Here is a 23,767-nt window from a genome sequence, read left to right on the forward strand (position 1 = left end):
CGCCCCTGTTCATGTGCACGAATTCAAACGGTCGTGACAGGATGTCACAATGCTATTAAGGTAAGCCTTATCTACTGTGCTAGCGGGAGGTCTGCTCCGTGAGGAACGGCATCATCGTCGCCCTGTCATGGCTATCATCCCTGACACTCGCCATCGCCTACATCCTCGTCGGCTCGGGCATCGATGAAGCCCTCGCCCAGCACCGGTGGACTCACGCACCCTGGGCGATAGCGGCGGTCGCGGCATCAGGCGCATGCGCCTGGGCGGTGTCCCTCATCGGGGGCCGCGCAGTTGGAGGCATGGAACAGTGCATCCGCCACTCGGTCATCCGCCAGGTCATCGCCCTCGGACCATCGGAGCGCACCAATGAGCGCGCGGGACGCACCATCAACACCGCGACTGACGGCGTCGAGCGCAATGCCGTCTACCGGGCGACCTTCATCGCCTCCATGATCGCTTCGCTCACCACACCGCTACTCGTCGTCCTCATCGTCGCGACCCTCATCGACCCGCTGAGCGGCGGCATCCTCGCCATTGCGATCCCCCTCGTCTCGGCGTGCGTCCTCGCATTCCAGAAGAGTTTCAAGCCCGTGTCGGGGCGCTACCGCAGCGCTTCGCGCGCCCTCGCCGCCCAAGAGCTCGACGCCATTCAGGGGCTCGGCGCGCTCGTGCTCATGAACGCCGGAAAGGCCATGGGCGCCGCCCTCGCACGGGCCTCCGAAGAGGTCAGGCGCAGGGTCATGAGCTACCTCGCAGGAAATCAGCTCATTCTCCTCGTCATCGACTCAGTCTTCAGCCTCGGTATGATCACCGGAGCGGCCGCCCTCGCCCTCGTCAGAGTCGATCACGGGGCGATCACCATCGGACAGGGCGTCTCCCTCGTCCTCCTCTCCTCGATCATGCTCGATCCGCTCGATCGCATCGGACAGTTCTTCTACATCGGCATGGGCGGGATTGCTGCGGGCAAGGAGATCACTCGATTCACCTCGACGCCCCCCGCCTCATCGGACGCGCCTGGCGCCACCTGGCCCGACCGACCCGCACAGCCCGGCGCCCTCGAAGCCCAGGACCTGTGCTTCTCCTACGACGGCGAGACTGCGATCCTCTTCCATGCGGCGCTCACCCTCGAAGCGGGAGAGAACGTCGCCCTCGTGGGAGCCTCAGGAGCCGGAAAATCGACACTCAGCGCGCTCATACAGGGACACCGGCGCCCGGACGCGGGTCGCATCCTCATCGAGGGCGAGGACCTCGCCGACGTGCCCCTCGCATGGACGCGCTCGCGCATCGGAGTCGTGGAACAGACGACCTACCTGTTCACTGGAACCCTCCGCGACAACCTCCTCATCGCCCGACCAGACGCGACCGAGGCTCAACTTGCCAACGCTCTTAAAGCGGCGCGCCTCGACGAGCTCATGAGCCGACTGCCCGATGGCCTCGACACCCCGGTCGGCTCGCGCGGCCTCGCCCTGTCGGGCGGAGAGGCCCAGCGCGTCGCCATCGCCAGAGCGCTTCTCAAAGACGCTCCTCTCCTCATCCTCGACGAACCGACCGCACACGTCGATCTCACCAGTGAACGGGAGATCCTCGCGGCTCTCGACGACGCCTCACGAGGGCGCACGACGCTGACCATTTCACACCGGCGCGCCACCATCGATAACGCCGATCGCATGGTCGAACTCGCGGGGGGAGAGCTGCGATGAGCGCCGCACACTCCGCAGCCGGATACCACAGCCGACGAGTCCTCGCGGCGAAGCTCCTCACCGTCACGCGCGCAGTCTTGTGGCCGCTCGCCTATTCGATCCTCGCGCGCACCGTGTTCCTCCTGCTCGGCGTCGGACTTTTCGCCCTCGCAGGATGGGCAGTCATCGCGATCCCCGCGGGCGCTGCACCGGAGCGGAGCATCGGGGGCGTCATCGCCGCCCTCATTGCAATGTCGCTGCTCAAAGGTCTGGCGCGCTACCTCGAGCAGTTCGCAGGCCACTACGTCGCCTTCCATTCGCTCGCCACCTTGCGCAACTACTTCTATGACCGGCTCGAGCCACAGGCGCCTGCCGCCACCGAGGGGCAAGACGCGGGCGACCTGCTCAACCGCGTCACCAAAGACATCGACCGCATCGAAGTGTTCTTCGCGCACACACTCGCTCCCATAGCGACCGCGTTCGTTGTTCCGCTCATCAGCGTCGCATGTATGGGGATGATGACCTCCTGGTGGCTCGCGCTCGCGCTCACTCTGTTCCTCGCCGCAGCGGGCATCGTGATTCCGAGTCTCGGCGTAAACAGAACGGACGTCGCGGCGAGGGCGCTGCGCGCTGAGCGAGGACGCCTCGCCACCCACGTCACCGATACAGTGCAAGGCGTGCGCGAAGTCCTCGCCTTCGGCATCGAGGAGCGCAGACTCGACGAGATGACGCGAATCGAGAGGCGGATCGGGACGAGTCTTGCAACTGCGGCCTCATGGGTCGCCACGCGGCGCGGACTCAACCAGGCGGTACTCGGCCTCTGCCTCGTCACCATCGGCGCCCTCGGCATCGACCTGCATGCGCGGGGAGAACTGACACTGCCCCACATCGGCCTCGCACTCGGAATCGCGCTCGGATCTTTCGGTCCGATCATCGCCGTTGAGGACTTCATGGCGGACCTCGATCAGGCCTTCGCATCCGCCGCCCGGGTCTTCGCCGTCACTGAACGCGACCCCCTCATCACCGACCCCGTGCAGCCCATCGACTCTGATGGGAGGGGCGATATCGATATCGATTCCGTCTCCTTCACCTACCCGGTGATCGCGCTCGACTCCGATGGGCCGATCAACGCGACCCGCCCCGAAGTGCTCCACGACGTGTCGCTCAATATCAGGGCGGGGAGCGTGACTGCGATCGTCGGCGCTTCCGGCTCCGGCAAATCGACTCTGGCCTCTCTGCTCACCCGTATGTGGGACCCTGACTCGGGGTCTGTCAGCATCGGCGGTGTTGATGTGCGGGACCTCTCGGTGGAGCACCTCCGCTCCCTCGTTGCCTCCGCCCCTCAGCGTCCCTATGTTTTCAACGACTCCGTCAAGGCGAATCTCCTGCTCGCCAAGCCATCGGCAACAGACTCGGAACTTGAGAGCGCTCTGGCGAGAGTCGGCCTTGACGAGTGGGTCGCCCGCGAGCCCGAGGGCATGGACACGAATGTCGCCGACATGGGGGAGAGACTATCGGGCGGGCAACGTCAGCGCCTTGCACTGGCCCGCGCGCTCCTGCGCGGCGCGCCCATCACCGTCCTCGACGAAGCGACCTCGCAGGTGGATGCGGACACTGAGAGGGTCGTCCTCAATGGCATCCGCGAGGCGACCCGAGGGCGGACCCTCATCGTCGTCGCCCACAGGATCTCCACCGTCTCCGACGCCGATCAGATCATCGTCATGGACTGCGGACGCGTCGTCGAAAGCGGTCGCTATGAGGATCTTCTTGCCCAAGGAGGCGCCCTCACCGCCCTCGTCGCCCGGGAAGAGCGAGTCAACTGATCTGAAGCGCTACCTGTCTGACCCGGCTGAAACGAGTCTATAGAGGGGGTTGACAAGATGGCTAGACATGCAGTTAGATCGATCTAGTACTCATACAACTGGGGTGTGAGTACTCACGACAAAGGCGTCTGAAAGGTAGTGTTATGCAACTCAGTCGAGCATCGAGGCATACGATGGCGGGGGTGTTGACGGCAGGGCTTGTCGTCTTCGCGGCCCTCCTCCCGGGACAATCTGCGCAATCTCAACCAACAGTGGAATCTCCTGGTCCACTAACCGAAGGGGATGTGATCTATCAGGTTCTTGTTGACCGGTTTGAAAACGGAGACACTTCAAATGATGATCTTGGAGACGGGGCCTACAATCCGGATGATCTAGGTTTCTACCACGGAGGGGACTGGAAGGGGCTCACTTCTCGCCTCCCATACATCTCGAACCTAGGCGTGACCGCAATCTGGTTATCGCCGGTTTCTGAACAAGAGCCGCTGTCGAAGGATGGGCAGGAGGGGAGTTATCATGGATACTTCACGAAAAACTTCGCTACTCCTAACCAGCACTTCGGCTCCACGGCGGAACTTCAACAACTTATTGATACGGCGCACAGTCTTGGACTCAAGATGATTCTGGATGTCGTGCCGAATCATACAGCCGACTACCTCGATGCCTTCGCAACGAGCTATGCGAACGATTCCTATCAACCGGCTTCTCCATTAAATAATCCCGCCTTGTATCATCATTCGGGCGACTGTCTCTTCAATGGTCAGGAGAGTCAGGAGCAGATTGAGAACTGCGACCTCGGCGGATTGGATGATTTAGATCAGTCGAATCCGCAGGTCTCTCAATTCCTCATGCAGACATATCGGGACTGGATAGATATGGGATTCGATGGAATCCGAGTGGATGCAGCACGCTCTGTCCCGAAACCATGGCTCGGCGAATTCGAGAACCAGATGGGAGTTCCAACCTTCGGCGAGGTGTTCGTGGGTGATGTCGACTACGTCTCGCAGTATCAAGGCCCGCAATGGGGCGTGTTAGACTTCCCTTACTTTTTCAGTGTTCGTGAAGCATTCGCGGCAGATACCGACATGCGCGCAATCTCATCGCTGTTCGCGCAGGACTACAAGTATCAAAACGCCAACAGACTAGAGACCTTCATTGATAATCATGACCGCGCCCGATTCCTGACCTGGGCGGATGACAATTATCAGAGACTTCGCTCTGCATTGACCTTCGAAATGACATCGCGAGGTATTCCTGTGATCTACTACGGGACGGAACAGGCGGATGATGGAAATGGAAATGGAGGTGAGGTGCCGATTGCAAATAAAGACAATCGTAAAGATATGACATCCTTTGATGAGAATGCTCCGATCTATAAGCATATTCAGCGTCTTTCTGAGCTGAAAAGGAATCATCCCGCTCTGCGTACCGGAACTCAGCGTGAAATGTGGGCAGATCGGAATGCGTATGCATTCTCGCGAATCGACTCGGTCTCTGGTGATGAGACTATTACCGTGTCAAGCAATTCATGGGATGAGCGGACATTGACGATTCCCATCCGCACTGAAAGCTCGCTTCAGGTTGGTTCAGTTTTGCGTAATTTGATGAATACGCAAGTCACGACAACGGTCGTGAGTGGCGGTCCGACGGGACGGCAGATCGAAGTTACACTAGGAGAGCATGAGTCGGCGGTCTTCGCAGCTGATAGTAGCGACTCTTCCTACTCTCCAGAGCTCCGAAATACGACGAGAATCCGCGTGCACTTCAACACGGGATTGGGAAACAGCATCACCGTTCGAGGAAATTCCTACCCTCTGAGATGGGATGTGGGACGAGGAATGCGGAATATTTCAGATGATATCTGGGAGTTCGAGTTCGAGCGAATTTCCGCAGGAGAATCCTTCAAGTTCAAGCCGTTGCTTAATGACACGACATGGTCCGTTGGAGATGACTATACAGGGATCGGTGGTCAAACGATCGATATCTATCCGCAGTTCTAACACGACTTGAGGTGCTGTGGGAGAGAGTTTTTTTGACCTCTTTCTCGCAGCACCTCTAGGAGGACATGAAGGTGAATCTCGTATGACGAGTGAGAATTTCGACGCATGGTGGCGTAATGCTGTTGTCTATCAGGTGTATATTCGATCTTTTAAGGATTCTGACGGTGATGGAGTCGGCGATCTTGAGGGACTCCGGTCGGAGCTGTCCTATATCGCGAATCTGGGGTGTGACGCCATCTGGCTCAACCCGTGTTATCAGTCGCCGCAACATGATCACGGCTACGACATCGCCGACTATCGGAGCATTGACGCCGATTATGGAACACTCGAGGACTTCGATGCCCTTGTATGCGACGCACATCGTCTGGGACTGAGGGTCGTGATGGATATCGTCCCTAACCATTGCTCCTCCGAGCATCCGTGGTTCCAAGATGCATTATCGACTGGAAATGGGAGCGATGCTCGCGAACGATTCATCTTCGTTGACGGTTATGGAGAGAATGGCGATTCCGCACCGAACGCGTGGAAGAGCGTATTCGGCGGCAGCGCATGGACTCGGGTCTCCGATGGACAGTGGTACCTTCACTCCTTCGATTCCGAACAGCCGGACTTCAACTGGCGCAGCTGGCAGGTTCGTGACGAGTTTGAATCGGTGCTGCGATTCTGGTTCGAGCGAGGTGTCGACGGTTTTCGCATCGACGTAGCACACGGACTCGTCAAAGCTGGAAAGATTCCGCGTAGCGGTTCTCATACGTCGTTGTCCTCGGAAGGAATGTGGGACCAACCCGAGGTCCACGACATTTACCGACGCTGGCGCAGGATTGCGGATGAATACAATCCTCCGAAGTATCTCGTCGGCGAAGTGTGGGTACGAGATCCCAAGAGATTCGCCCACTACAGCGCGACAGATGAGCTCCACCAGGCGTTCTCATTCGACTTGTTGGTTCAGCCGTGGGTGGCGCACCGCCTGCGAGCCGCCATTGAGAAGGGAACGTCGCTATCCAATGGCGTCGACGGTCCTGCGTGGACGCTCGCCAACCATGATGTCCATCGAGCCGTCAGCAGATACGGACAAGAACAATATGATCAAGAACCAGATGCAGAGGACATGCTGGGCGCAGCACGCCGCCGTGACCCTGTAGACATCCAGCTGGGGATCCGTCGAGCGAAGGCAGCCATTGGACTCGTCCTGGCTCTTCCGGGAACGGTATACCTGTATCAAGGGGAGGAGCTCGGACTTCCCGAGGTGCTAGAACTCCCCGACGAATGCCGACAAGATCCCATCTGGTTCCGTTCCACGGGAAAAGAATACGGTCGTGACGGGTGTCGGATTCCAATGCCGTGGACGGATTTGGGTCAGACGTGCGGCTTCAGCCCAGCGGATGCAAGTAAGCCATGGCTCCCACAGCCGGAAGAATACCGTTCGTATAACCGTGATTCACAATTCGACGACCCGGACTCTTTTCTTCGCCTTGAGCAGAAGATGCTTCGCATTCGTCGAGAATATCGTTCCGACATTGATCGGATCGAATGGGATGAGAGCGCGCCGGAGGGAATTCTCCTATTCGGCAATGGGGCATTCTTTTGTTTTGTGAATGCAAATTCACAACCGTATTCGCTGAAGAGCGTCGACGAATTGGGAGAACTCATGATGACAACATCATCATCTTCCGATGATCCGAGCATACTAGCCGGAAACTCAACCAATTGGTTCAAACGCTTGAAATGAAGAGCGAATCTGATGGCAACCCGATATGCCTGAACACTGGGACAGATAGAACAATCACAACAAGTAGGAGAGACACATGAGAACACATCAGCGTGCCGCAATAGTCGGAACGACCGCGCTCATCCTTCTATTGACGGGATGCTCTTCAACACCCGCCGACTACTCCGCGGGGGGAAGCGAAGGCAAGACGGAGGTCGCACTGTGGCACTACTGGGACGGTGCCAATGCGGATCAGCTCGATTCGCTCGTCGAACGATTCAACAACACCCACGATGATGTGAAGGTAGTCGCATCGAATGTTCCAAATTCCGACTTCCTTACAAAACTCAAAACATCTGCAACCTCAAAGACGCTACCTGATATAGCGATCGGAGATCTCGTCTGGGTTCCTCAAATCGCGCAGATGGGTACTCTTTCCGACCTCTCCCAGGTTGTGTCGAAAGACGTCATCAATGACATCAATCCCGCGCTCCAAGAATTTGGGTCGATCGAAGGCAAACAGGTCTCCGTTCCCGTATCGGCCAACAATCTCGCCTACATGTACAACCGTGAAGTCTTCCGAGATGCAGGCCTTGATCCTGACAATCCTCCCGCGACGTGGGATGAACTTCTCGAGCAGGGGAAGAAGATCGTTGAGAAGACTGGAAAACCGGGGTACGACCTGTATACAGAGGCCGGCGACAACGGAGAGGGGCTCACGTGGAATTTCCAAGTCAGCCTATGGCAGGCAGGAGGAGAATTCCTAAATCAGGATAACTCCGCAGCGGCATTCAATACTCCCGAAGGGCTCAAGGCGGCCGAATTCTGGATGAGTCTCCTCAGCAGTGGCGTGAGTAAGTACGCCGGCTGGGGAGAATTCGAAAAGGGAAACGGGGGAGCGGCTCAAGAAGGATCCTGGATGGTGGGCATCTGGGCGCAGGACCCCCCATTCGACTTCGATGTTGCACCACTTCCGCATCCTCAGGGCGGTAAACCGGTCACGAATCTCGGTGGCGAGCAGGCAATGATATTCGAGAATTCTCCCGAGACGACGCGAGCTGCAGGTGAATTTATCGAGTGGTTGTTGCAGCCGGAGCAGGTGCTCGCATGGAGCGAGGCCACGGGGATGATCCCGGTGCTACAGTCCGTTGCACAAGGGGATCAGTACCGCACCTGGGTGGCGGAGAATGAGCCGCGGCTCATGCCATACGTGGAACAGATGGCGTATGCGAGAACCCGACCTAACACTCCTTTGTATCCGAAGATTTCTTACGCCTTCGCAAGGGAGATGGAACGGGCTTTCGCCGGAGAGGTTAGCGTATCGGTTGCGCTGGCCAACGCCGAAACAGCCGTCAACAACATCATTTCACAGAACTGAGTTTTCTCGGCCGAGACGACGGATTGAAGCACAGAAAGGGGACTCCGCTCGTGAGAACGAAGTCGAAGACGGATTGGGAACAGAATGCTACGGCCGCAGTGTTCCTGTCTCCAGCTGTTATTACCATTGGAGTATTCACCCTCTATCCGATCGTCTCGGCCGGGTACACCAGTCTAACAACCTGGAATGGCTTCTCCCCGAATAAGACCTTCGTTGGGCTTGATAACTACATTCGGCTCGCAGGAGATCCCGAGTTTCATAACAGTCTCCTGATCACCCTCATCTACGCGATCGGTGTATGCTTACTGAGCCTTGTCTCGGGTTTGTCAATCGCATTACTCCTCGACTCTCCGCTCCATGGTAGAGGTCTTTATAGAACGATTTACTTCCTTCCAGTTGTCACATCGTCCGTCGCCGCCGCGATCGTATGGAAATACATGCTCGACGACGCCGGACTTGTCAATACGCTTCTCTCCACAATCGGAGTGAAGGGGATCGATTGGCTCCAGAATCGCTGGATCGCACTGGGAGCATTGATTCTATTGACAGTGTGGAAGAATATCGGATTCAATGCGATCCTTTACCTCACTGCGCTACAAGCGCTGCCAGAGTCGGTATACGAAGCGGCACAACTCGATGGCGCATCCGCCTGGCAGCGTTTCAGGTTCATCACGATACCGCTTCTCCGACCGATGACCTTCTTCGTCACAGTCCAAGCCCTGATCAACAGCTTTCAGGCATTCGACCTCGTATACGTCTTCACTGAAGGAGGGCCGCGAGGGGGGACCGACGTTCTTGGAATGATGATGTATCGTCATGCGTTCCGCCTTGACGGATTCGGCTACGGAACCGCCATAGCCTTTATCACACTCATCCTTATCCTCGGAGTCACTCTCGTTCAGTGGCGCGTCAACCACAATGGAGAACGCTGATGAAACAGTCACTATCACTCCGACTCCTGCGGCATCTTCTCCTGATCCTCGGTGCGGCTACAGTCATCATTCCGTTCCTTTGGATGTTCACAACATCTTTACAGACGCGAGCGGAGACTTATACATCGGTCTCAATCCTGCCGACATCATGGCACTGGGAGAACTACCTGAAGGCCTGGGACGCAGCCCCCTTCGCTCAGTACTACCTCAACTCTGCTCTTATGTCGGTGGGAATCGTCGTCGGACACGTCGTCTTCGATGCGATGGCCGCCTACGCATTCGCGCGACTGCGCTTCCCAGGAAGAGACCTCCTGTTCTTCGTCTTACTCGCGGCACTGATGGTTCCGACGTTCGTTACAGTCATCCCTGCCTACATCATCATTGCGAAACTGCAATGGATCGACACCCTCGCCGCGCTCATCGTCCCCCGCTTGGCCGATGTCTTCGGAATCGTGCTGTTGCGCCAGTCGTTTACCGCGATTCCTGTCGAACTCGAAGAAGCTGCTAGGATCGATGGCTGTAGCAGGATTGGCGTTTTCTTTCGCATCGTCATCCCCCTGGCGAAACCAGCGTTGGCAACGCTGTGCATCTTCAGCTTCCTCTTTGCGTGGAATGACTTCCTCTGGCCGCTGCTCGTGACGAATACGGACTCTCATCGAACGATTCAAATCGGACTCTCCGCATTTGTGGGACGCTACGGGACCTCGTGGAACTACCTCATGGCGGGAACTATTACTGCAACCCTGCCCAGCATCCTCATGTTCCTCCTCTTCCAGAGGGCCCTCGTCAGAGGAATCGCTGCATCAGGAATGAAAGAGTGATCGACACATGACAACACCAGGCTGGCTGCACGACGCCGTCTTCTACCAGATTTTCCCAGACCGATTCGCAAACGGAGACCGCTCCAACGATCCGAGTGGCGTCGTCCCCTGGAATAGCGAGCCGACGCGCGACAACTTCTTCGGAGGTGACCTGAGAGGAATCGTCGAGCATCTCGACCACATCCGTGAACTCGGAGCAAATGCGCTATATCTCACCCCGATATTCCAAGCCGATACCAATCATCGATACGACGCTGAAGATTACTTCTCTATTGATCGTCGACTGGGAACAGATTCAGACTTTGTAGAATTTGTGAACGAAGCTCATCGACGAGGAATGAGAATAGTGCTAGATGCGGTGCTCAACCATTGCGGTCGCACTCATCCCGCTTTTCAAGATGTTATTGCAAATGAAGCGGACTCTCGCTACGTTAACTGGTTCTATGTTGAAGAGTTTCCTATTTCGAGTGCTCCAACGCCCAACTACCGAACCTGTTCCGGGTGTGAATATCTTCCAAAATGGAATGTGCACAACTCGGAAGTCAGGGATCATCATCTATCAGTCGCCCGACATTGGATAAAACGAGGCATAGACGGCTGGCGTCTCGATGTCCCTTATTTCATCAACAAGAACTTTTGGCGGCGCTTCAGAGAAGTGGTCAAAGGAATCGATGAGGAGCTGTATATCGTTGCTGAAGAGTGGAGGAGTCCGGAGGAATGGCTGACCGGCGATACGGCAGATGGCACGATGAACTATACGCTGCGAGATCTCATCCTCGGATTCACTGCGGACGAGTCCCTGAACGCACACGAGTTCGTTCAGGGACTTGAAACCCTGCAAGTCTCCATTCCTGAGGGCTTCCATCACGGGATGCTCAATCTTCTCGGCAGCCACGATACGGAGCGTCTCCTGACACGGCACCACGGCAATATCGAAGCAGAACTCCTAGCACTCGATCTGATGTACGGTTGTCAAGGTGCTCCGATGATCTACTATGGCGATGAAGTCGGTATGACAGGCGGCAACGACCCCGGATGCCGGGCTGGAATGCTGTGGAATCGTGACGAATGGTGCCATGAGATTCATTATCGAGTCAGCGAGCTCGGACGGCTCAGACGTGAAATGGTCGCTCTTCGCAGGGGGACTCAACGGGCGTATGCGTGGGATACTGATACGGTCATCATCGTTCGTGAGTCTGCGCGACAAAGCGTTGCGCTTGTGATTCACCGAGGTAAGGGCACTGTTTTCAACACAATCGAATGCGGCCTCGGCTCAACGAGCGAGTGGAAGGACAAGCGAGGATCGATGCCTGTTGATGGGGGGTTCCTCATCGACGGCCCTGGAAGCGTGATTCTTGTAAAAGAATAGGAGAACGACACAGTGAAACCCGGACGAGTGACTATGCAGGATGTTGCCGATCTTGCGGGAGTGTCGAAGTCCACAGTGTCTTTGGCATTCCGTGATTCGAAGAAATTGGCAGAGTCCACGGTCTCTCGCGTCATGCAGGTTGCCGATTCTCTTGGTTACACCCAGGATCCTGCAGCTCGCATGCTGCGCACTCGAAAAACCAATAGCCTCGGCATCCTCCTTCCACAACAAATCGACCGAATCCTTGAGAACCCTTACTACTCCATGTTCATGCAGGGCGTTGGTGCCATCTGCCAACGTGAAGGCCTCACGCTTTTGCTGGTTCCGCCTCTGCGAGGGTCCATGCTCAAGGCGATCCCCTATGCGGCCGTCGACGGCTTCATCGTCTGCGGCCTCGAAGAAGATCGAGGAGAGGTGTCCGCATTAAAGCAGCGCGGTGTTCCCGCAGTCATGGTAGATGGAGAAACTCATGATGGATTGTCGAGCATCTCACTAGATGAGAGTCCTGCGACCATCGAGCTTATCCGACACGTCCTGTCTTTGGGACATCAGAGAATAGCCCTCCTTGTCATTGACACAGATGAAGCCAACGATCCTCTGCTGTGGCGCGGGTCAGTGCGTCGACGTATGGATGCAACACTCACCGCATTGGCAGAAGCCGGTCTTTCATTGGATAACCCGAACATTAGCGTCATGCAGGTTCCATGCACCCGGGAAGGCGGAGCAACAGCCTTCGCACACCTGTGGTCGCAACACGAGCGCCCGACAGCAATTGTCGCCTTCAGCGATGTCATAGCGCTCGGAGTTCTCGAAGCGGCCCACCGCGCGGGAGTGGACATTCCATCTGAACTCTCGATTACAGGCTTTGACGACATCGAGGAGGCAGCATCCGCTTTTCCCCCGCTCACGACAGTCCATCAACCAATCGTGACGAAAGGGCGGCTCGCTGCGGAGTTCCTCGTCAATGCCATGGCAGGAGTGAATAAAGGTCCTCGTCACGAGCGCCTTGCAGCAACACTATTCATTCGTGACTCCACTGCTCATGTTCCTCAATACTAAGACAGACGTGTAAAACTGGGGACAATGCCGAACTGAAATACGACTCATCTCCACACGACTACTGCCCGGCACATCACAGAATGCGCACCATCGCACGGACTCGCACGAATAACTGGCCGCAGTGCGAACCACGCGTCAGGCGTCGGCTAGGCGTGCGCCCTCGACGAGGGACTCGAGCTTCGCCCACGCGATCGACGGGTAGACGCGCCCGCCCAAGCCGCAGTCCGTCGACGCGACGACCCGGTCCTTACCGACCAGATCCGTGAATTGGCGGATGCGCTGGGCGACGAGTTCGGGATGTTCGACGACATTCGTCGAGTGGGACACGACGCCGGGGATCAGGTACTTGTCCTCGGGCAGTTCGCGATCCGCCCAGATCGTCCACTCGTGGGCGTGGCGCACATTCGCCGCCTCGAAGGTGAGCCCATTCGCGTTGACGGCCAGCGCCAGGTCAACGATGTCCTTGAACGCGATATCCGTCGTGTGGGGTCCGTGCCACGAGCCCCAGCATACGTGGAAGCGCACGAGCGACGGGTCGATGCCCCGCAGCGCATGGTTGAGTGCGTCGATCCGCACCCGGGAGAACGCCCGGTAGTCCTCAAGGCTGGGCTCCACGGCGAACTGGTCCCAGCCCTCCGCGATATCCGGCGCGTCGATCTGCACAGTCAAACCCGCATCCGTGATCCGCTTGTACTCCTCATGGAGGGCATCTGCCAGCGCCCACACGACCGCCTCATCGTCCTCGTAGAAGGCATTCGCGATGCGGGCGGCAGATCCCGGGGAGATCGCGGCGATGAAGCCGTCGACGGCGCTCCTGCCCACCGTCTCGAGGGCATGAATGGTCCCCGCAATGTCGCGGTTCACCGCCTCCTCACCGATGTAGGTGATCTCGGAGGTGATCGTCGGGAATGCGACGGGGTTCTTATTGGCGATGTGGATGCCCGACTCGGGATCGGAGTAGGCGTCCGCGAAGCGCCGCCAATCGCGGCGCTCGGCGAAGGACGAGAAGGAGATGCGGCCCTCGCGCCCTGCGGGCGGGCGGATGTCGAAGCGGGCGACATCCTCGATGGACAGACCGGAGAAGCGGGAAAAGGAATAGGTCCACCAGGCGCCGTAGTCGACGGTATCGACCATCGCGTGACCGTACTCGCCGTCATTGACGATGCTGATGCCTAGATCGGTTTGGCGCTTGACGACGGAGTCGACCTCGTCTTGGAGGATCGGCGCGAAGTCGGCGTCCGTGAGGGAGCCCGCCAGGCGGGAGCGGTTCGCCTCGATGAGTTCGCTCGTGCGAGGCAGGGACCCCACATGCGTCGTACGGATGGTCATCTCGAAAGTCCTTCCTCCCGATCCTGAGATGGCACGAGACTACGACGGCGCGGCGGGCGCGGTGAGGGGGTGTCCACATGAAGGCCCTCTGTGACACGCGGCATCACACCGGCGCAGTGCCGGGACGTCCACGGGGCGGTTCCACCAGCAGCGCGGGATTATGACTCCTAGTCTTATACGCAGAACTTTTCCTCGGGAGGACATATGAGCAGGCAGCTTCGTTCCGCAACATCTACACAGGGACGCAATATGGCCGGAGCCCGATCCCTATGGCGAGCGACGGGCATGGGCGACGACGACTTCGGCAAGCCGATCATCGCCGTCGTCAACTCCTTCACGGAGTTCGTCCCCGGACACGTCCACCTGCGCAATGTCGGAAAACTCGTCGCCGACGCCATCGTCGAGGCGGGCGGCGTCGCCAAGGAGATGAACACCATTGCCGTCGACGATGGAATCGCCATGGGCCACACCGGGATGCTGTATTCGCTGCCGAGCCGCGAAGTCATCGCGGACTCCGTCGAGTACATGGTGAACGCCCACTGCGCCGATGCCATGGTGTGCATCTCCAACTGTGACAAGATCACCCCCGGCATGCTCATCGCCGCGATGCGCCTCAATATCCCCGTCGTCTTCGTTTCCGGCGGACCCATGGAGGCCGGGAAGAACATCGATCCGTCGACGATCATCGGACCGGCGACCACAGGCCATGGCAACCTCATTACCGTCATGAACGCGACGGCGAACGACGCCGTCTCCGACGACGCCCTCCTCGCGATCGAACGCGCAGCATGCCCGACCTGCGGTTCCTGCTCGGGCATGTTCACCGCGAACTCCATGAACTGTCTGACTGAGGCCCTCGGCCTGTCCCTGCCGGGCAATGGCTCGACCCTGGCGACCCACGAGGCGCGCCGCGGCCTCTTCACGCGCGCCGGTCGCCTCATCGTCGACCTGTGCAGGCGCTACTACGACGACGAGGACGACTCGGCCGCTCCGCGCGCCATTGCCTCGGCGGACGCATTTTGGAACGCCATGACCCTCGACATGGCGATGGGCGGATCGTCGAATACCGTCCTCCACCTTCTCGCCGTCGCCCACGAGGGCGGAGTCGACTTCGACCTCGAAGACATTGCGGAGCTCGGACGGAGCGTGCCCTGCCTGTCCAAGGTTGCGCCCAACCACAACGACTACCACATGGAGGACGTCCACCGGGCGGGCGGGATCCCCCGGATCCTCGGCGAACTGGACCGCGGTGGGTTTTTGCGGCATAGCGTCCACTCCACCCATACGCCCTCGCTGTCCGCCTGGCTCGCGGAATGGGACCCGAAGTCGCAGACGGTATCTCAAGAGGCGCTCGACCTGTGGCACGCCGCCCCCGGCAATGTCCGCACCACCGAGGCCTTCTCAACGTCGAACACCTGGGCCGAACTCGACCTCGATGAGGAGAACGGCTGCATCCGCGACATTGAGCACGCCTACACCTCCAATGGCGGCCTCACCGTCCTCTTCGGCAACCTCGCGCCCGAAGGCGCGATCATCAAGGCTGCCGGAGTCGACCCCTCGCTCTTCCACTTCGAAGGGCATGCCCGCGTCATGGAATCCCAGGAGGAGGCAATCGACCGCATCCTGGATAAGACCGTCGAAGCGGGGGATGTCGTCGTCATCCGCTACGAGGGCCCCGCAGGCGGCCCCGGAATGCAGGAAATGCTCTACCCGACCTCCTTCATCAAGGGGCGCGGCCTGGGCAAAGCATGCGCACTCATCACCGACGGGCGCTTCTCCGGCGGCACCTCCGGCATCTCCGTCGGACACATCTCGCCCGAAGCCGCCGACGGGGGACTCATCGGCCTCATCGAAGACGGGGACCGCATCATCATCGATGTCAACGAGGGACTCCTCCACCTCGACGTGTCGGCTGAAGAGATCGCCAAGCGCCGCGAAGCCCAAGAGGCGCGCGAGCACCCGTGGACCCCGAAGAACAGGGACCGCCGGGTCTCCCCGGCCCTCCAGCTGTACGCCGCGACCGCGATGAGCGCATCCAAGGGCGCTGCCCGCGACGTGTCACGCGTCCTGAAGTGAAGGAATGGACATGACGGACCACGTCGCACTTTACGACACGACGCTGCGCGACGGAGCCCAACAAGAGGGCATCTCCTTGTCGATCGCCGACAAGCTCGCCGCGCTCACGATCCTCGACGAGCTCGGAGTCGACTACATCGAAGGCGGATGGCCCGGAGCGATCCCGAAGGACACCGCTTTCTTCGAGCGTGCACGCGCGGTGCCGTTGAGAAACGCCAGGCTGACAGCTTTCGGCGCAACGACGAAAGCGGGCGTGCGCGCCGCAGACGATCCACAGGTGCGGGCTCTGCGCGATAGCGGAGCCCCCGTCATCACCCTCGTCGCCAAGTCGGATCTACGTCACGTGACGAGGGCGCTGCGCACCACCTTGGAGGAGAACCTTCGGATGGTGCGCGACAGCGTCGAATACCTCACCAGTGAGGGGATCGACGTGATGGTCGACCTTGAACACTTCTTCGACGGCCTGGCAGTCGATGACTCCTACGGTTACGGCGTGCTCATCGAAGCCGCCACAGCCGGAGCCATTGCAGTGATCCCCTGCGACACGAACGGCGGGAACCTTCCCTCCACAGTCGAGCGGGTGATCCGGCGTGCGCGCGCCGTCCTCGACGAGAGCGGATTCGTAGACACCGTTGTGGGCATCCATGCGCACAACGACACCGGGTGCGCCGTCGCCAATACCATCGCCGCCGTCGAGGCGGGGGCGCGCCAGGTTCAGGGGACGGTCAACGGATACGGCGAGCGCACCGGTAATGCGAACCTTCTGACCTGCTGCGCAAACCTGCAACTCAAAGCCGGATACGACGTCATTCCGGAGCAGTCGATGCCGCTGCTGGACTCCGTGTCCCACCAGTTCTCCGAATTGGTCAACATCCCGCCCTTTGCGCGCGACCCCTATGTCGGGCAGTCCGCGTTCGCCCACAAGGCGGGCCTACACGCGTCCGCGATCAGAGTCGACCCCGACCTCTACCAACACATCGACCCCGCATTGGTCGGCAATGATATGCGGATGCTCGTATCGGAAATGGCGGGCAGGTCATCGATCGAACTCAAAGCAGAAGAGCTCGGCATCGACCTGTCTGCGGTGGATAATGCGGCGGGCCTCCTCGCAGCGAAAGTCAAACAGCGCGAGGCCGAGGGCTACACTTACGACGCCGCAGACGCTTCCTTCGAACTGCTGGCGCTGGCCGAACTCGGGAAGCTGCCACGCTTCGTGCGCGTCGAATCGTGGAAGGTCATGACACAGGAGATCGCCGAGGTTCAGGGTGAGCCCTTCACCCAGTCGGAGGCGACCGTCAAGATCCATACGCTGCGCCGTCATATCCGCACCGCCGAGGGCAATGGCCCGGTGAACGCCCTCGACCGGGCGCTGCGCCACGTCCTCACCCGTGATTATCCGGTGTGTGCGGAGTTCCGCCTCACTGACTTCAAAGTGAGGATCCTCGACGAGGAGCGCGCCGGAACGGACGCGACGATCCGCGTTCTCATTGAGACGACGGACGGGAAGCGGACCTGGAGGACGGTCGGCATCGGCACCGACGTCGTCGAAGCATCATGGGAGGCGCTCTTCGAGGCCTATTGGTGGGGCCTGCTCAAGTCCGGCGTCACACCGCTGCTGGTCGAGTAGTCGCGGGGCGCAGGAGGCGAACTGGTATTAACAGTGCTGGTGGGGCACAATGTCGCTCATGCATGGTGAATACAAGGTGCCCGGTGGAAAACTCGTCGTCGTCGACCTGGAGGTTGATCAGGACGTCCTCGTCAATGTGACCCTGTCGGGGGACTTCTTCCTCGACCCGGATGAGGCATTGACCCGCATGACGCAGGCTCTCGAGGGCTTTTCCGCGTCGGCCTCGTCCAAGGAGATCTCCGAGCGGGTGTCTGGGGCCCTCGAACCGGGCGACACGCTCATGGGCATCACCCCCGACGCGGTGGGCATCGTCGTCAAGCGCGCCCTCGGGCACGCCATCGCCTGGGAGGACATCGACTTCGATGTGATCCACGGTCCCGTCGTCGACCCCATGATCAATGTCGCGCTCGACGAGACCCTCGTCGAGGACGTCGCGGCTGGCAGGCGCAAGCCGTTCATGCGGCTGTGGGAGTGGAACGGACCCCAGGTCGTCATCGGTTCGTTCCAGTCGTATCAGAACGAGATCCAGCATGACGGCGTCCTCAAGCACGGCATCACCGTGTCGAGGCGCGTCACCGGCGGCGGGGCGATGTTCATGGAGCCCGGCAACTGCATCACCTACTCCATCGTCGTCCCCACGGCGCTCGTAGAGGGCATGAGTTTCGAACAGTCCTACCCGTTCCTCGACCAGTGGGTGATGGAAGTCCTGGCGAAGGTCGGCATCAAGGCGAAGTACATCCCCCTCAATGACATCGCCTCCGAGGTCGGCAAGATCGGCGGGGCCGCGCAGAAGCGCTGGTCGAACGGTTACATGATCCATCACGTGACGATGGCGTACGACATCGACGCCGTGAAGATGAACGAGGTGCTGCGCATCGGCATGGAGAAGATCCGCGACAAGGGGACGAGGTCGGCCGTCAAGCGGGTCGATCCGATGCGCTCACAGACCGGCCTGCCGCGCGAGGAGATCCTCAAGGTCTTCTACGACTACTTCAAAGAGAAGTTCCACGCGACCGACGGCGAGATCACCGAGGCCGACCTCGAGGTCGCCCGCCAGCGCTGTGAAACGAAGTTTGCCACCGACGAGTGGACGTACCGCCTGCCGTAACGGGCATCAACCCGCTAAAACGCACACAGTTTCTGTTGCAATGGGCGGGATCATGACACGCGCATACTTCGTGATCCGGGGCTTTAGATTACGGATAGCCGTCGCGCAGTAGTCCTTCGAGCTTGACGAGGAACTCATCAACGTCGTGTGCGAAGTCCATCGCCTCCCAATATCCGATGAAGCCGCGGATGGAGAAGGTTCGTCGATAGTCGTTGTTGAGTTCATCCTTCACGCCGACGGTATTACCGAACGCGAGGTTGGCCGCGTATCCGAGAGCGTGCGTCGCATTCGGGCTATACGCAGCGAGTGTGACAGTCCTTTTTCAAGTTTTCGGGGCTTAAGGAGTCCGGGTAGTCGTCAATGCGGTCATCAGCACCGATCGATTCTGACGCCGTGGCTTCGCGATCAGTGGATTCATCAATTGGATGAGCAGCATCAACGACGGCTAGGCCGAGTGCGACCAAGTGTTTGCAGAAGTTTCCGTCTGCGAAGTGGGGGCACGTGCACTGTCCAGTGACTCCATCATCGTTCCAACGAAGTGTTACGAATACGGGGATGTACCCGTAACGGTGGCAGTCGCTGAATCGCTTGTCGGGAGCGGAGCCTAGTCATGCGCGGCGGTGGCCGAAGACGGCAGTGCCGAGGCGGACGATAGTCGCCCCCTCGGCGATCGCCCACTCGAGGTCGGCCGACATGCCCATCGAGAGTGCAAGGCCGGACGTTTCAACACCCGCCGACTGCGCTGCGTCGTCGCGCAGCTCCCGCAGGCGGGCGTAGGCGGCCCGAACCGGAGCCTCATCGGGCGAATTGAGTCCGACTGTCATGAATCCCGACAAGCGCAGATGCTCACTGCGGGTGATGGCTTCAACGAGGGCAGGCACATCTGCGGGCGCACATCCGTGCTTCGTCGGCTCCGCTGACACATTCACCTCGATGAACACGTCCACATCGGTGTGCGCCCTCGCGTCGATCCTATCGACCAGTGCGGTCGAATCGATTGTTTCAATCGTATCGATGCAGGTCAATGCTTGATTGATTTTATTCGACTGCAAGTGGCCGATGAGGTGGATGCGAGCACCGGAGACCCGGCGGATATCGGCGGCAGTGGCGCGGGCCTCCTGGACGTGATTATGCCCGAGCAGCACCGGTAGACCGAGGTTCGCCAGCGCTGTGGCGGCTTCAACGCACTCGTCGACGCTGCGAGTCTTCACCGCTAGCTCCAAGGCGACCGGATCGATGCGCCTGTAGCGGTCGCGAGCCCACTCGATACGGTCGATCGCCGATTCAATGCCCTGCAGAATCGTCATGACGTCGATTCTAGTGCGTCCGCACCCGGCCTCCGAGGGCGTGGTCAGGGACCGAGTCCGGGATGAATCAGGGGGGTATGAGGGCCTGTGAGAGCCCCTCTGGGCGAGCACCCCGCTCTTTGATGCGGGACAATTGATATAGACACCATCAAGGAGGAGTCATGCGGACCCTGCTCAACATCATCTGGCTCGTATTCGGGGGCATCTGGCTGTGGCTGTCCTATGTGCTCGCAGGAATCGTCGCCTGTATCTTCATTGTGACGATCCCCGCGGGCGTCGCATCCTTCCGCATCGCCCGCTATGTGCTGTGGCCATTCGGACGCTCCGTCGTCGTCAACCCCAATGCGGGCATCGGGTCTGGCCTCATGAACATCGTGTGGTTCATCATCGCCGGCATCCCCTCGCGATCAGCCACATCACGACCGCCGCTGGGCAGGCGATCACTATCGTCGGCATCCCACTGGCGATTGCGAACCTCAAGATGATCCCCGTCACCTGCTTCCCCTTCGGCAAGGTCGTCATCGACGACCCAGCAGTCGCGATCTTTTGACGCTGATGGGTAAGAAAAAAGCCGCTCGTACCACGGGGCCGACGAGTGCGATTGAGGCCCTCATCGCTGCGGGAGTGGATTTCACCGTCCACGAGTATGAGCACTCGTCGACCGCCCGCGCCTACGGCGAGGAGACCGTCGACAAACTCGGCATCGACCCGGCGATGGCTTTCAAGACCCTCATGGTGAGGTGCACGCCGGACGAGTACGTCATCGGCATCGTCCCCGTCCTGACACACCTGTCGATGAAACTCATCGCCAAAGCTGCGGGGGCCAAATCAGCGCAGATGGCGGATCCCTACATCGCCGAGCGTCGGACGGGATACGTCGTCGGCGGCATCTCGCCTGTGGGCCAGACGAGTGCCCATCGGCTCTTTATCGACCAATCCTGTCTCGACCACGAGACAATGATCGTCTCCGGCGGCAGGAGGGGGCTGTCGGTGGAACTGTCGCCCCTGGACTTCATCGAGGTCACCGGCGCCGTCCTCGCCGACCTGCAAGCGCAGGAGTGACCGGTCTCAAGATCTGCATAACCGCCCCCAGATAACCTGCAAAACAGTCCCTAGACTGTCTGCAAAATCTCTCCTAGATGGTCTGCAAAACCTCCCTCAAGGGTATGCTTAATACATGGATACGTTGCAAATGCTGGGGAAGCGCTACGTTCCGCGACTCATCGATGAACAGGTGACAAGTGCCCTCAGAGTGAGCGGTGCGATCCTCTTGGAGGGTCCTCGCGGATGCGGGAAGACCATGACGGCAGTGCATCATGCCGCTTCGGCGGTATTCCTCGACGATCCTGCCGTGCAAGACCTCATGACTGTCGATCCGTGGGCACCACTCGATGGCGACTCTCCTCGGCTCATCGATGAATGGCAGCTCGAACCGCAGGTGTGGAATCGTGTGAGACGACGCGTCGATGCCTTGGAGGGATTCGGACACTTCATCTTGACCGGCTCGTCCGTCCCTGATGATGATGCCACCCGTCATTCCGGCGCAGGGCGATTCTTGAGGATTCAGCAACGGACGATGACGTGGGTGGAAAAGGGGAAGAGCATTCCCACAGTGTCGCTGCGCGCCCTTTTCGGAGGTGAGAAGGTCTCTTCCTCTCTCGAAGCGTATTCCCTGGATGACAATGTTGCAGCGCTACTTACCTCCGGGTTCCCCGCACAAGTGTCATTGACAGTCACTGACGCGAGTCATGTTCTCAACGCCTACCTTGCAGAGATCGCTCGCACTGATATCGCTGTCCTTGGAACCATTCGGCACGAACCGGAGGTCATTGATCAGTTGTTGCGATCGCTGGCTCGAAACACCGCCTCCGAAGTCACGCTGGCGACGGTGCGAAAAGATCTTCTGCGGATCGTTCCAGAGATCAAAGAACGGACCATCGCCTCCTATCTACGACTGCTCATGAGGCTGTTCGTCATTGAGAGTGTTCCAGCGTGGACGCCGAAACTGCGATCGCGCGCCCGTCTGCGCACTGCGCGCAAATATCACCTCGCGGATGCCTCTTTAGCGGCAGCCGCGTTGGGTGCCGGACGAGACGTACTCATGTCCGACGTGAAGACGCTCGGGTTCCTTTTCGAATCCGCAGTCGTTCACGATCTCGCGGTAATGACAGAAGCGATGGGTGGGAGGATCTCCCACTACAGGGATTCCAACGGCTATGAGATCGATGCGATACTTCAGCTTCCCGATGGACGTTGGGGAGCCGTGGAGGTCAAACTCGGGATCGGTGCCGTAACAGGCGGCATAGAGAGGCTCAATGCGGCCATAGCGCAGATCGATGCTGATCGGCCGCCCTCATTCGCTGCGGTGATTTCCGGAACCGGCATGACGTACACGGCCAACGGAGGAGCAGTCACCTTCCCATTCCTGTCACTGGGAATGTGACTGCTGAACGACTCGATAGACGGGCGGATTCTAGGGAAGGTGGATCGCCGACGGGCATCACAACTCTTCTCGGTCTTCGACGAAGAGTCTCGCTTCTGCCCCGCTCACCTGTCGTAGTTGCTGCCGACAGATTGCTTTCCGCATGTCTTTCCGGCATGAACGTGCAGAACTGAAGCGCTCAGCTCAGGATGAGGTGTCCCCAGTGAGGGTGAGCGTGTTGAGGCCGAGCTGCTTCGCCTCGGCGAGGAGTTTCGCGTCATACGTCAAGAAGGTCACGGGATCGTGAGGAGAATCGATGGTCAATGCCGTCGCGAGATGAATCGCGTCCAGAGACTTCAATGATCCTGTAAGGACGCAGGTGCGCTCGACGACAGCGTCGTCGATAGGGAGCATATAGATCTCGCGGAGGTACTCATTGACATCGTCGAGTACGAGATCGTTTTTGCGCATCAAACGGGTCAGTTCGACCTGAATGTTGGTTGAGTGTGCGCAACGACACCGTCGTGTCTGGGGTGGTGAGTGCACTAGCCATGAGGTCAGTACACATCTCCGATGTTCTACATGTAAGACTCGGATGTAAGGTGCTTGCCCTCTGCAATCAACTCGTAGGCTCTACGTGCGAGCTCGCGACAATGCCAACGCCGGAACATCGACGAGGGCCCCTTGCGCATGAGTGCGAGGCCAATCTGGCGAACAGCGCTGCGCAGGTAGTCGATCTGCACGAGGGGCTCGACGAACCCGACGGGAACAACGAGTTGATCGATCTGCGTCATCGGATACTCGACCCGTCCGGCGTCTATGAACCAGGAGAAGGTTTCATCGGGGAGTTCAGGATTCCAATCCCCGCCATCGGTGAAGATGGTTCCCGGCAGGAGGTTGAGATGAGCGCAGGGCGTCTTGATGCTGCCGCGTTCAGAATCGAGGTCTTCGACAAAACGGGGAAAATATACAAGCTCAAGCGACCCTGTACTGAGGGTTGCGAAGCGACCTCCTGAGGTATTCGGGTAATCGCTGAGCGTCCAATACTCGCCCTCGAGTTCGACCGGATTCGGGAGTATCTCGATGACTGAGGCGCAATCTGCCACGACAGAATCGGCTACCATCCATGTTT

The 23,767-nt window shown here is 59.2% G+C and carries 20 protein-coding genes and 1 pseudogene; 15 read left to right on the forward strand and 6 right to left on the reverse strand.

The annotated features are described in order from the left end of the window. The first annotated feature begins 98 nt into the window (after positions 1-98). The 9 genes from BQ7471_RS04030 (at position 99) to BQ7471_RS04070 (ending at position 12,766) form a co-directional block, all read left to right on the forward strand. Positions 99-1,700 (forward strand): ABC transporter ATP-binding protein/permease, encoded by a 1,602-nt coding sequence (locus BQ7471_RS04030; RefSeq protein ID WP_076464467.1) that lies wholly within the window; start codon positions 99-101, stop codon positions 1,698-1,700. Next, positions 1,697-3,502: a thiol reductant ABC exporter subunit CydC gene (cydC, locus tag BQ7471_RS04035; protein ID WP_076464469.1), complete on the forward strand. Its 1,806-nt coding sequence runs from the start codon at positions 1,697-1,699 to the stop codon at positions 3,500-3,502. The genes BQ7471_RS04030 and cydC overlap by 4 nt, the downstream gene beginning before the upstream one ends. A gap of 284 nt (positions 3,503-3,786) precedes the next feature. Then, positions 3,787-5,499: an alpha-amylase family glycosyl hydrolase gene (locus BQ7471_RS04040; protein WP_205408246.1), complete on the forward strand. Its 1,713-nt coding sequence runs from the start codon at positions 3,787-3,789 to the stop codon at positions 5,497-5,499. Between the two features lie 82 nt (positions 5,500-5,581). After that, positions 5,582-7,228, forward strand: a complete 1,647-nt coding sequence (locus BQ7471_RS04045; protein ID WP_076464472.1) for a glycoside hydrolase family 13 protein — start codon at positions 5,582-5,584, stop codon at positions 7,226-7,228. 76 nt (positions 7,229-7,304) lie between these two features. Continuing rightward, a complete protein-coding gene (locus BQ7471_RS04050) occupies positions 7,305-8,585 on the forward strand; it encodes an ABC transporter substrate-binding protein (protein ID WP_076464473.1) in 1,281 nt (426 codons plus the stop codon). A gap of 50 nt (positions 8,586-8,635) precedes the next feature. After that, positions 8,636-9,517, forward strand: coding sequence for a carbohydrate ABC transporter permease (locus BQ7471_RS04055; RefSeq protein ID WP_076464475.1), 882 nt, complete (start codon positions 8,636-8,638; stop codon positions 9,515-9,517). Beyond that, a complete protein-coding gene (locus tag BQ7471_RS04060; protein ID WP_076464476.1) occupies positions 9,517-10,338 on the forward strand; it encodes a carbohydrate ABC transporter permease in 822 nt (273 codons plus the stop codon). The genes BQ7471_RS04055 and BQ7471_RS04060 overlap by 1 nt, the downstream gene beginning before the upstream one ends. Before the next feature lie 7 nt (positions 10,339-10,345). Further along, the gene (locus tag BQ7471_RS04065) at positions 10,346-11,707 is read left to right on the forward strand and encodes a glycoside hydrolase family 13 protein (protein WP_076464478.1); all 1,362 of its coding nucleotides are present in this window, start codon (positions 10,346-10,348) and stop codon (positions 11,705-11,707) included. A gap of 12 nt (positions 11,708-11,719) precedes the next feature. Continuing rightward, entirely contained in the window at positions 11,720-12,766 is a 1,047-nt protein-coding gene (locus BQ7471_RS04070; RefSeq protein WP_235821235.1) for a LacI family DNA-binding transcriptional regulator, read from the forward strand. 135 nt (positions 12,767-12,901) lie between these two features. Here the strand turns inward: BQ7471_RS04070 and BQ7471_RS04075 are convergent, their stop codons facing one another. Beyond that, the gene (locus tag BQ7471_RS04075; protein WP_076464481.1) at positions 12,902-14,095 is read right to left on the reverse strand and encodes a cobalamin-independent methionine synthase II family protein; all 1,194 of its coding nucleotides are present in this window, start codon (positions 14,093-14,095) and stop codon (positions 12,902-12,904) included. Between the two features lie 204 nt (positions 14,096-14,299). On the opposite strand from BQ7471_RS04075, the gene ilvD reads away from it, so the two are divergent. Genes ilvD through BQ7471_RS04090 form a run of 3 tightly spaced genes read left to right on the forward strand, consistent with a single transcriptional unit; the run spans position 14,300 to position 18,906 of the window. Beyond that, on the forward strand, positions 14,300-16,171 hold the full coding sequence (gene ilvD, locus BQ7471_RS04080) for a dihydroxy-acid dehydratase (RefSeq protein ID WP_076464483.1): 1,872 nt from the start codon (positions 14,300-14,302) through the stop codon (positions 16,169-16,171). A 10-nt stretch (positions 16,172-16,181) separates the two neighbouring features. After that, complete coding sequence (gene cimA, locus BQ7471_RS04085; RefSeq protein ID WP_076464484.1) at positions 16,182-17,798, forward strand: citramalate synthase; 1,617 nt, start codon at positions 16,182-16,184, stop codon at positions 17,796-17,798. 58 nt (positions 17,799-17,856) lie between these two features. Further along, the gene (locus BQ7471_RS04090) at positions 17,857-18,906 is read left to right on the forward strand and encodes a lipoate-protein ligase small subunit (protein WP_076466128.1); all 1,050 of its coding nucleotides are present in this window, start codon (positions 17,857-17,859) and stop codon (positions 18,904-18,906) included. 88 nt (positions 18,907-18,994) lie between these two features. Here BQ7471_RS04090 and BQ7471_RS11330 read toward each other — a convergent pair whose 3' ends face one another. The 3 genes from BQ7471_RS11330 to BQ7471_RS04100 form a co-directional block, all read right to left on the reverse strand. Next, positions 18,995-19,138: a hypothetical protein gene (locus tag BQ7471_RS11330; protein WP_159438512.1), complete on the reverse strand. Its 144-nt coding sequence runs from the start codon at positions 19,136-19,138 to the stop codon at positions 18,995-18,997. Positions 19,139-19,199: 61 nt separating this feature from the next. Next, the gene (locus BQ7471_RS11885; RefSeq protein ID WP_083663251.1) at positions 19,200-19,463 is read right to left on the reverse strand and encodes an SWIM zinc finger family protein; all 264 of its coding nucleotides are present in this window, start codon (positions 19,461-19,463) and stop codon (positions 19,200-19,202) included. Between the two features lie 51 nt (positions 19,464-19,514). Continuing rightward, the gene (locus BQ7471_RS04100; protein ID WP_076464486.1) at positions 19,515-20,213 is read right to left on the reverse strand and encodes a YggS family pyridoxal phosphate enzyme; all 699 of its coding nucleotides are present in this window, start codon (positions 20,211-20,213) and stop codon (positions 19,515-19,517) included. Between the two features lie 161 nt (positions 20,214-20,374). On the opposite strand from BQ7471_RS04100, the pseudogene BQ7471_RS04105 reads away from it, so the two are divergent. The 3 genes and pseudogenes from BQ7471_RS04105 to BQ7471_RS04115 all read left to right on the forward strand — a co-directional run bounded on the left by BQ7471_RS04105 (position 20,375) and on the right by BQ7471_RS04115 (position 22,656). Then, positions 20,375-20,763 (forward strand): annotated as a pseudogene (locus BQ7471_RS04105) (YccF domain-containing protein). A gap of 5 nt (positions 20,764-20,768) precedes the next feature. Continuing rightward, positions 20,769-21,275 (forward strand): Cys-tRNA(Pro) deacylase, encoded by a 507-nt coding sequence (gene ybaK / locus BQ7471_RS04110; RefSeq protein WP_076464487.1) that lies wholly within the window; start codon positions 20,769-20,771, stop codon positions 21,273-21,275. 115 nt (positions 21,276-21,390) lie between these two features. After that, positions 21,391-22,656, forward strand: coding sequence for an ATP-binding protein (locus BQ7471_RS04115; protein ID WP_076464489.1), 1,266 nt, complete (start codon positions 21,391-21,393; stop codon positions 22,654-22,656). A gap of 183 nt (positions 22,657-22,839) precedes the next feature. On the opposite strand, the gene BQ7471_RS04120 is transcribed toward BQ7471_RS04115, so the two are convergent. Both BQ7471_RS04120 and BQ7471_RS11625 read right to left on the reverse strand, forming a co-directional pair. After that, positions 22,840-23,106, reverse strand: coding sequence for a PIN domain-containing protein (locus tag BQ7471_RS04120; RefSeq protein ID WP_076464491.1), 267 nt, complete (start codon positions 23,104-23,106; stop codon positions 22,840-22,842). A gap of 107 nt (positions 23,107-23,213) precedes the next feature. Further along, positions 23,214-23,741 carry a hypothetical protein gene (locus tag BQ7471_RS11625; protein WP_235821236.1) on the reverse strand — a complete coding sequence of 176 codons (528 nt, stop codon included), beginning with the start codon at positions 23,739-23,741 and terminating at the stop codon, positions 23,214-23,216. Positions 23,742-23,767: the final 26 nt, after the last annotated feature.

It is taken from the genome of Actinomyces mediterranea, assembly GCF_900155595.1.
GTDB lineage: Bacteria > Actinomycetota > Actinomycetes > Actinomycetales > Actinomycetaceae > Pauljensenia > Pauljensenia mediterranea.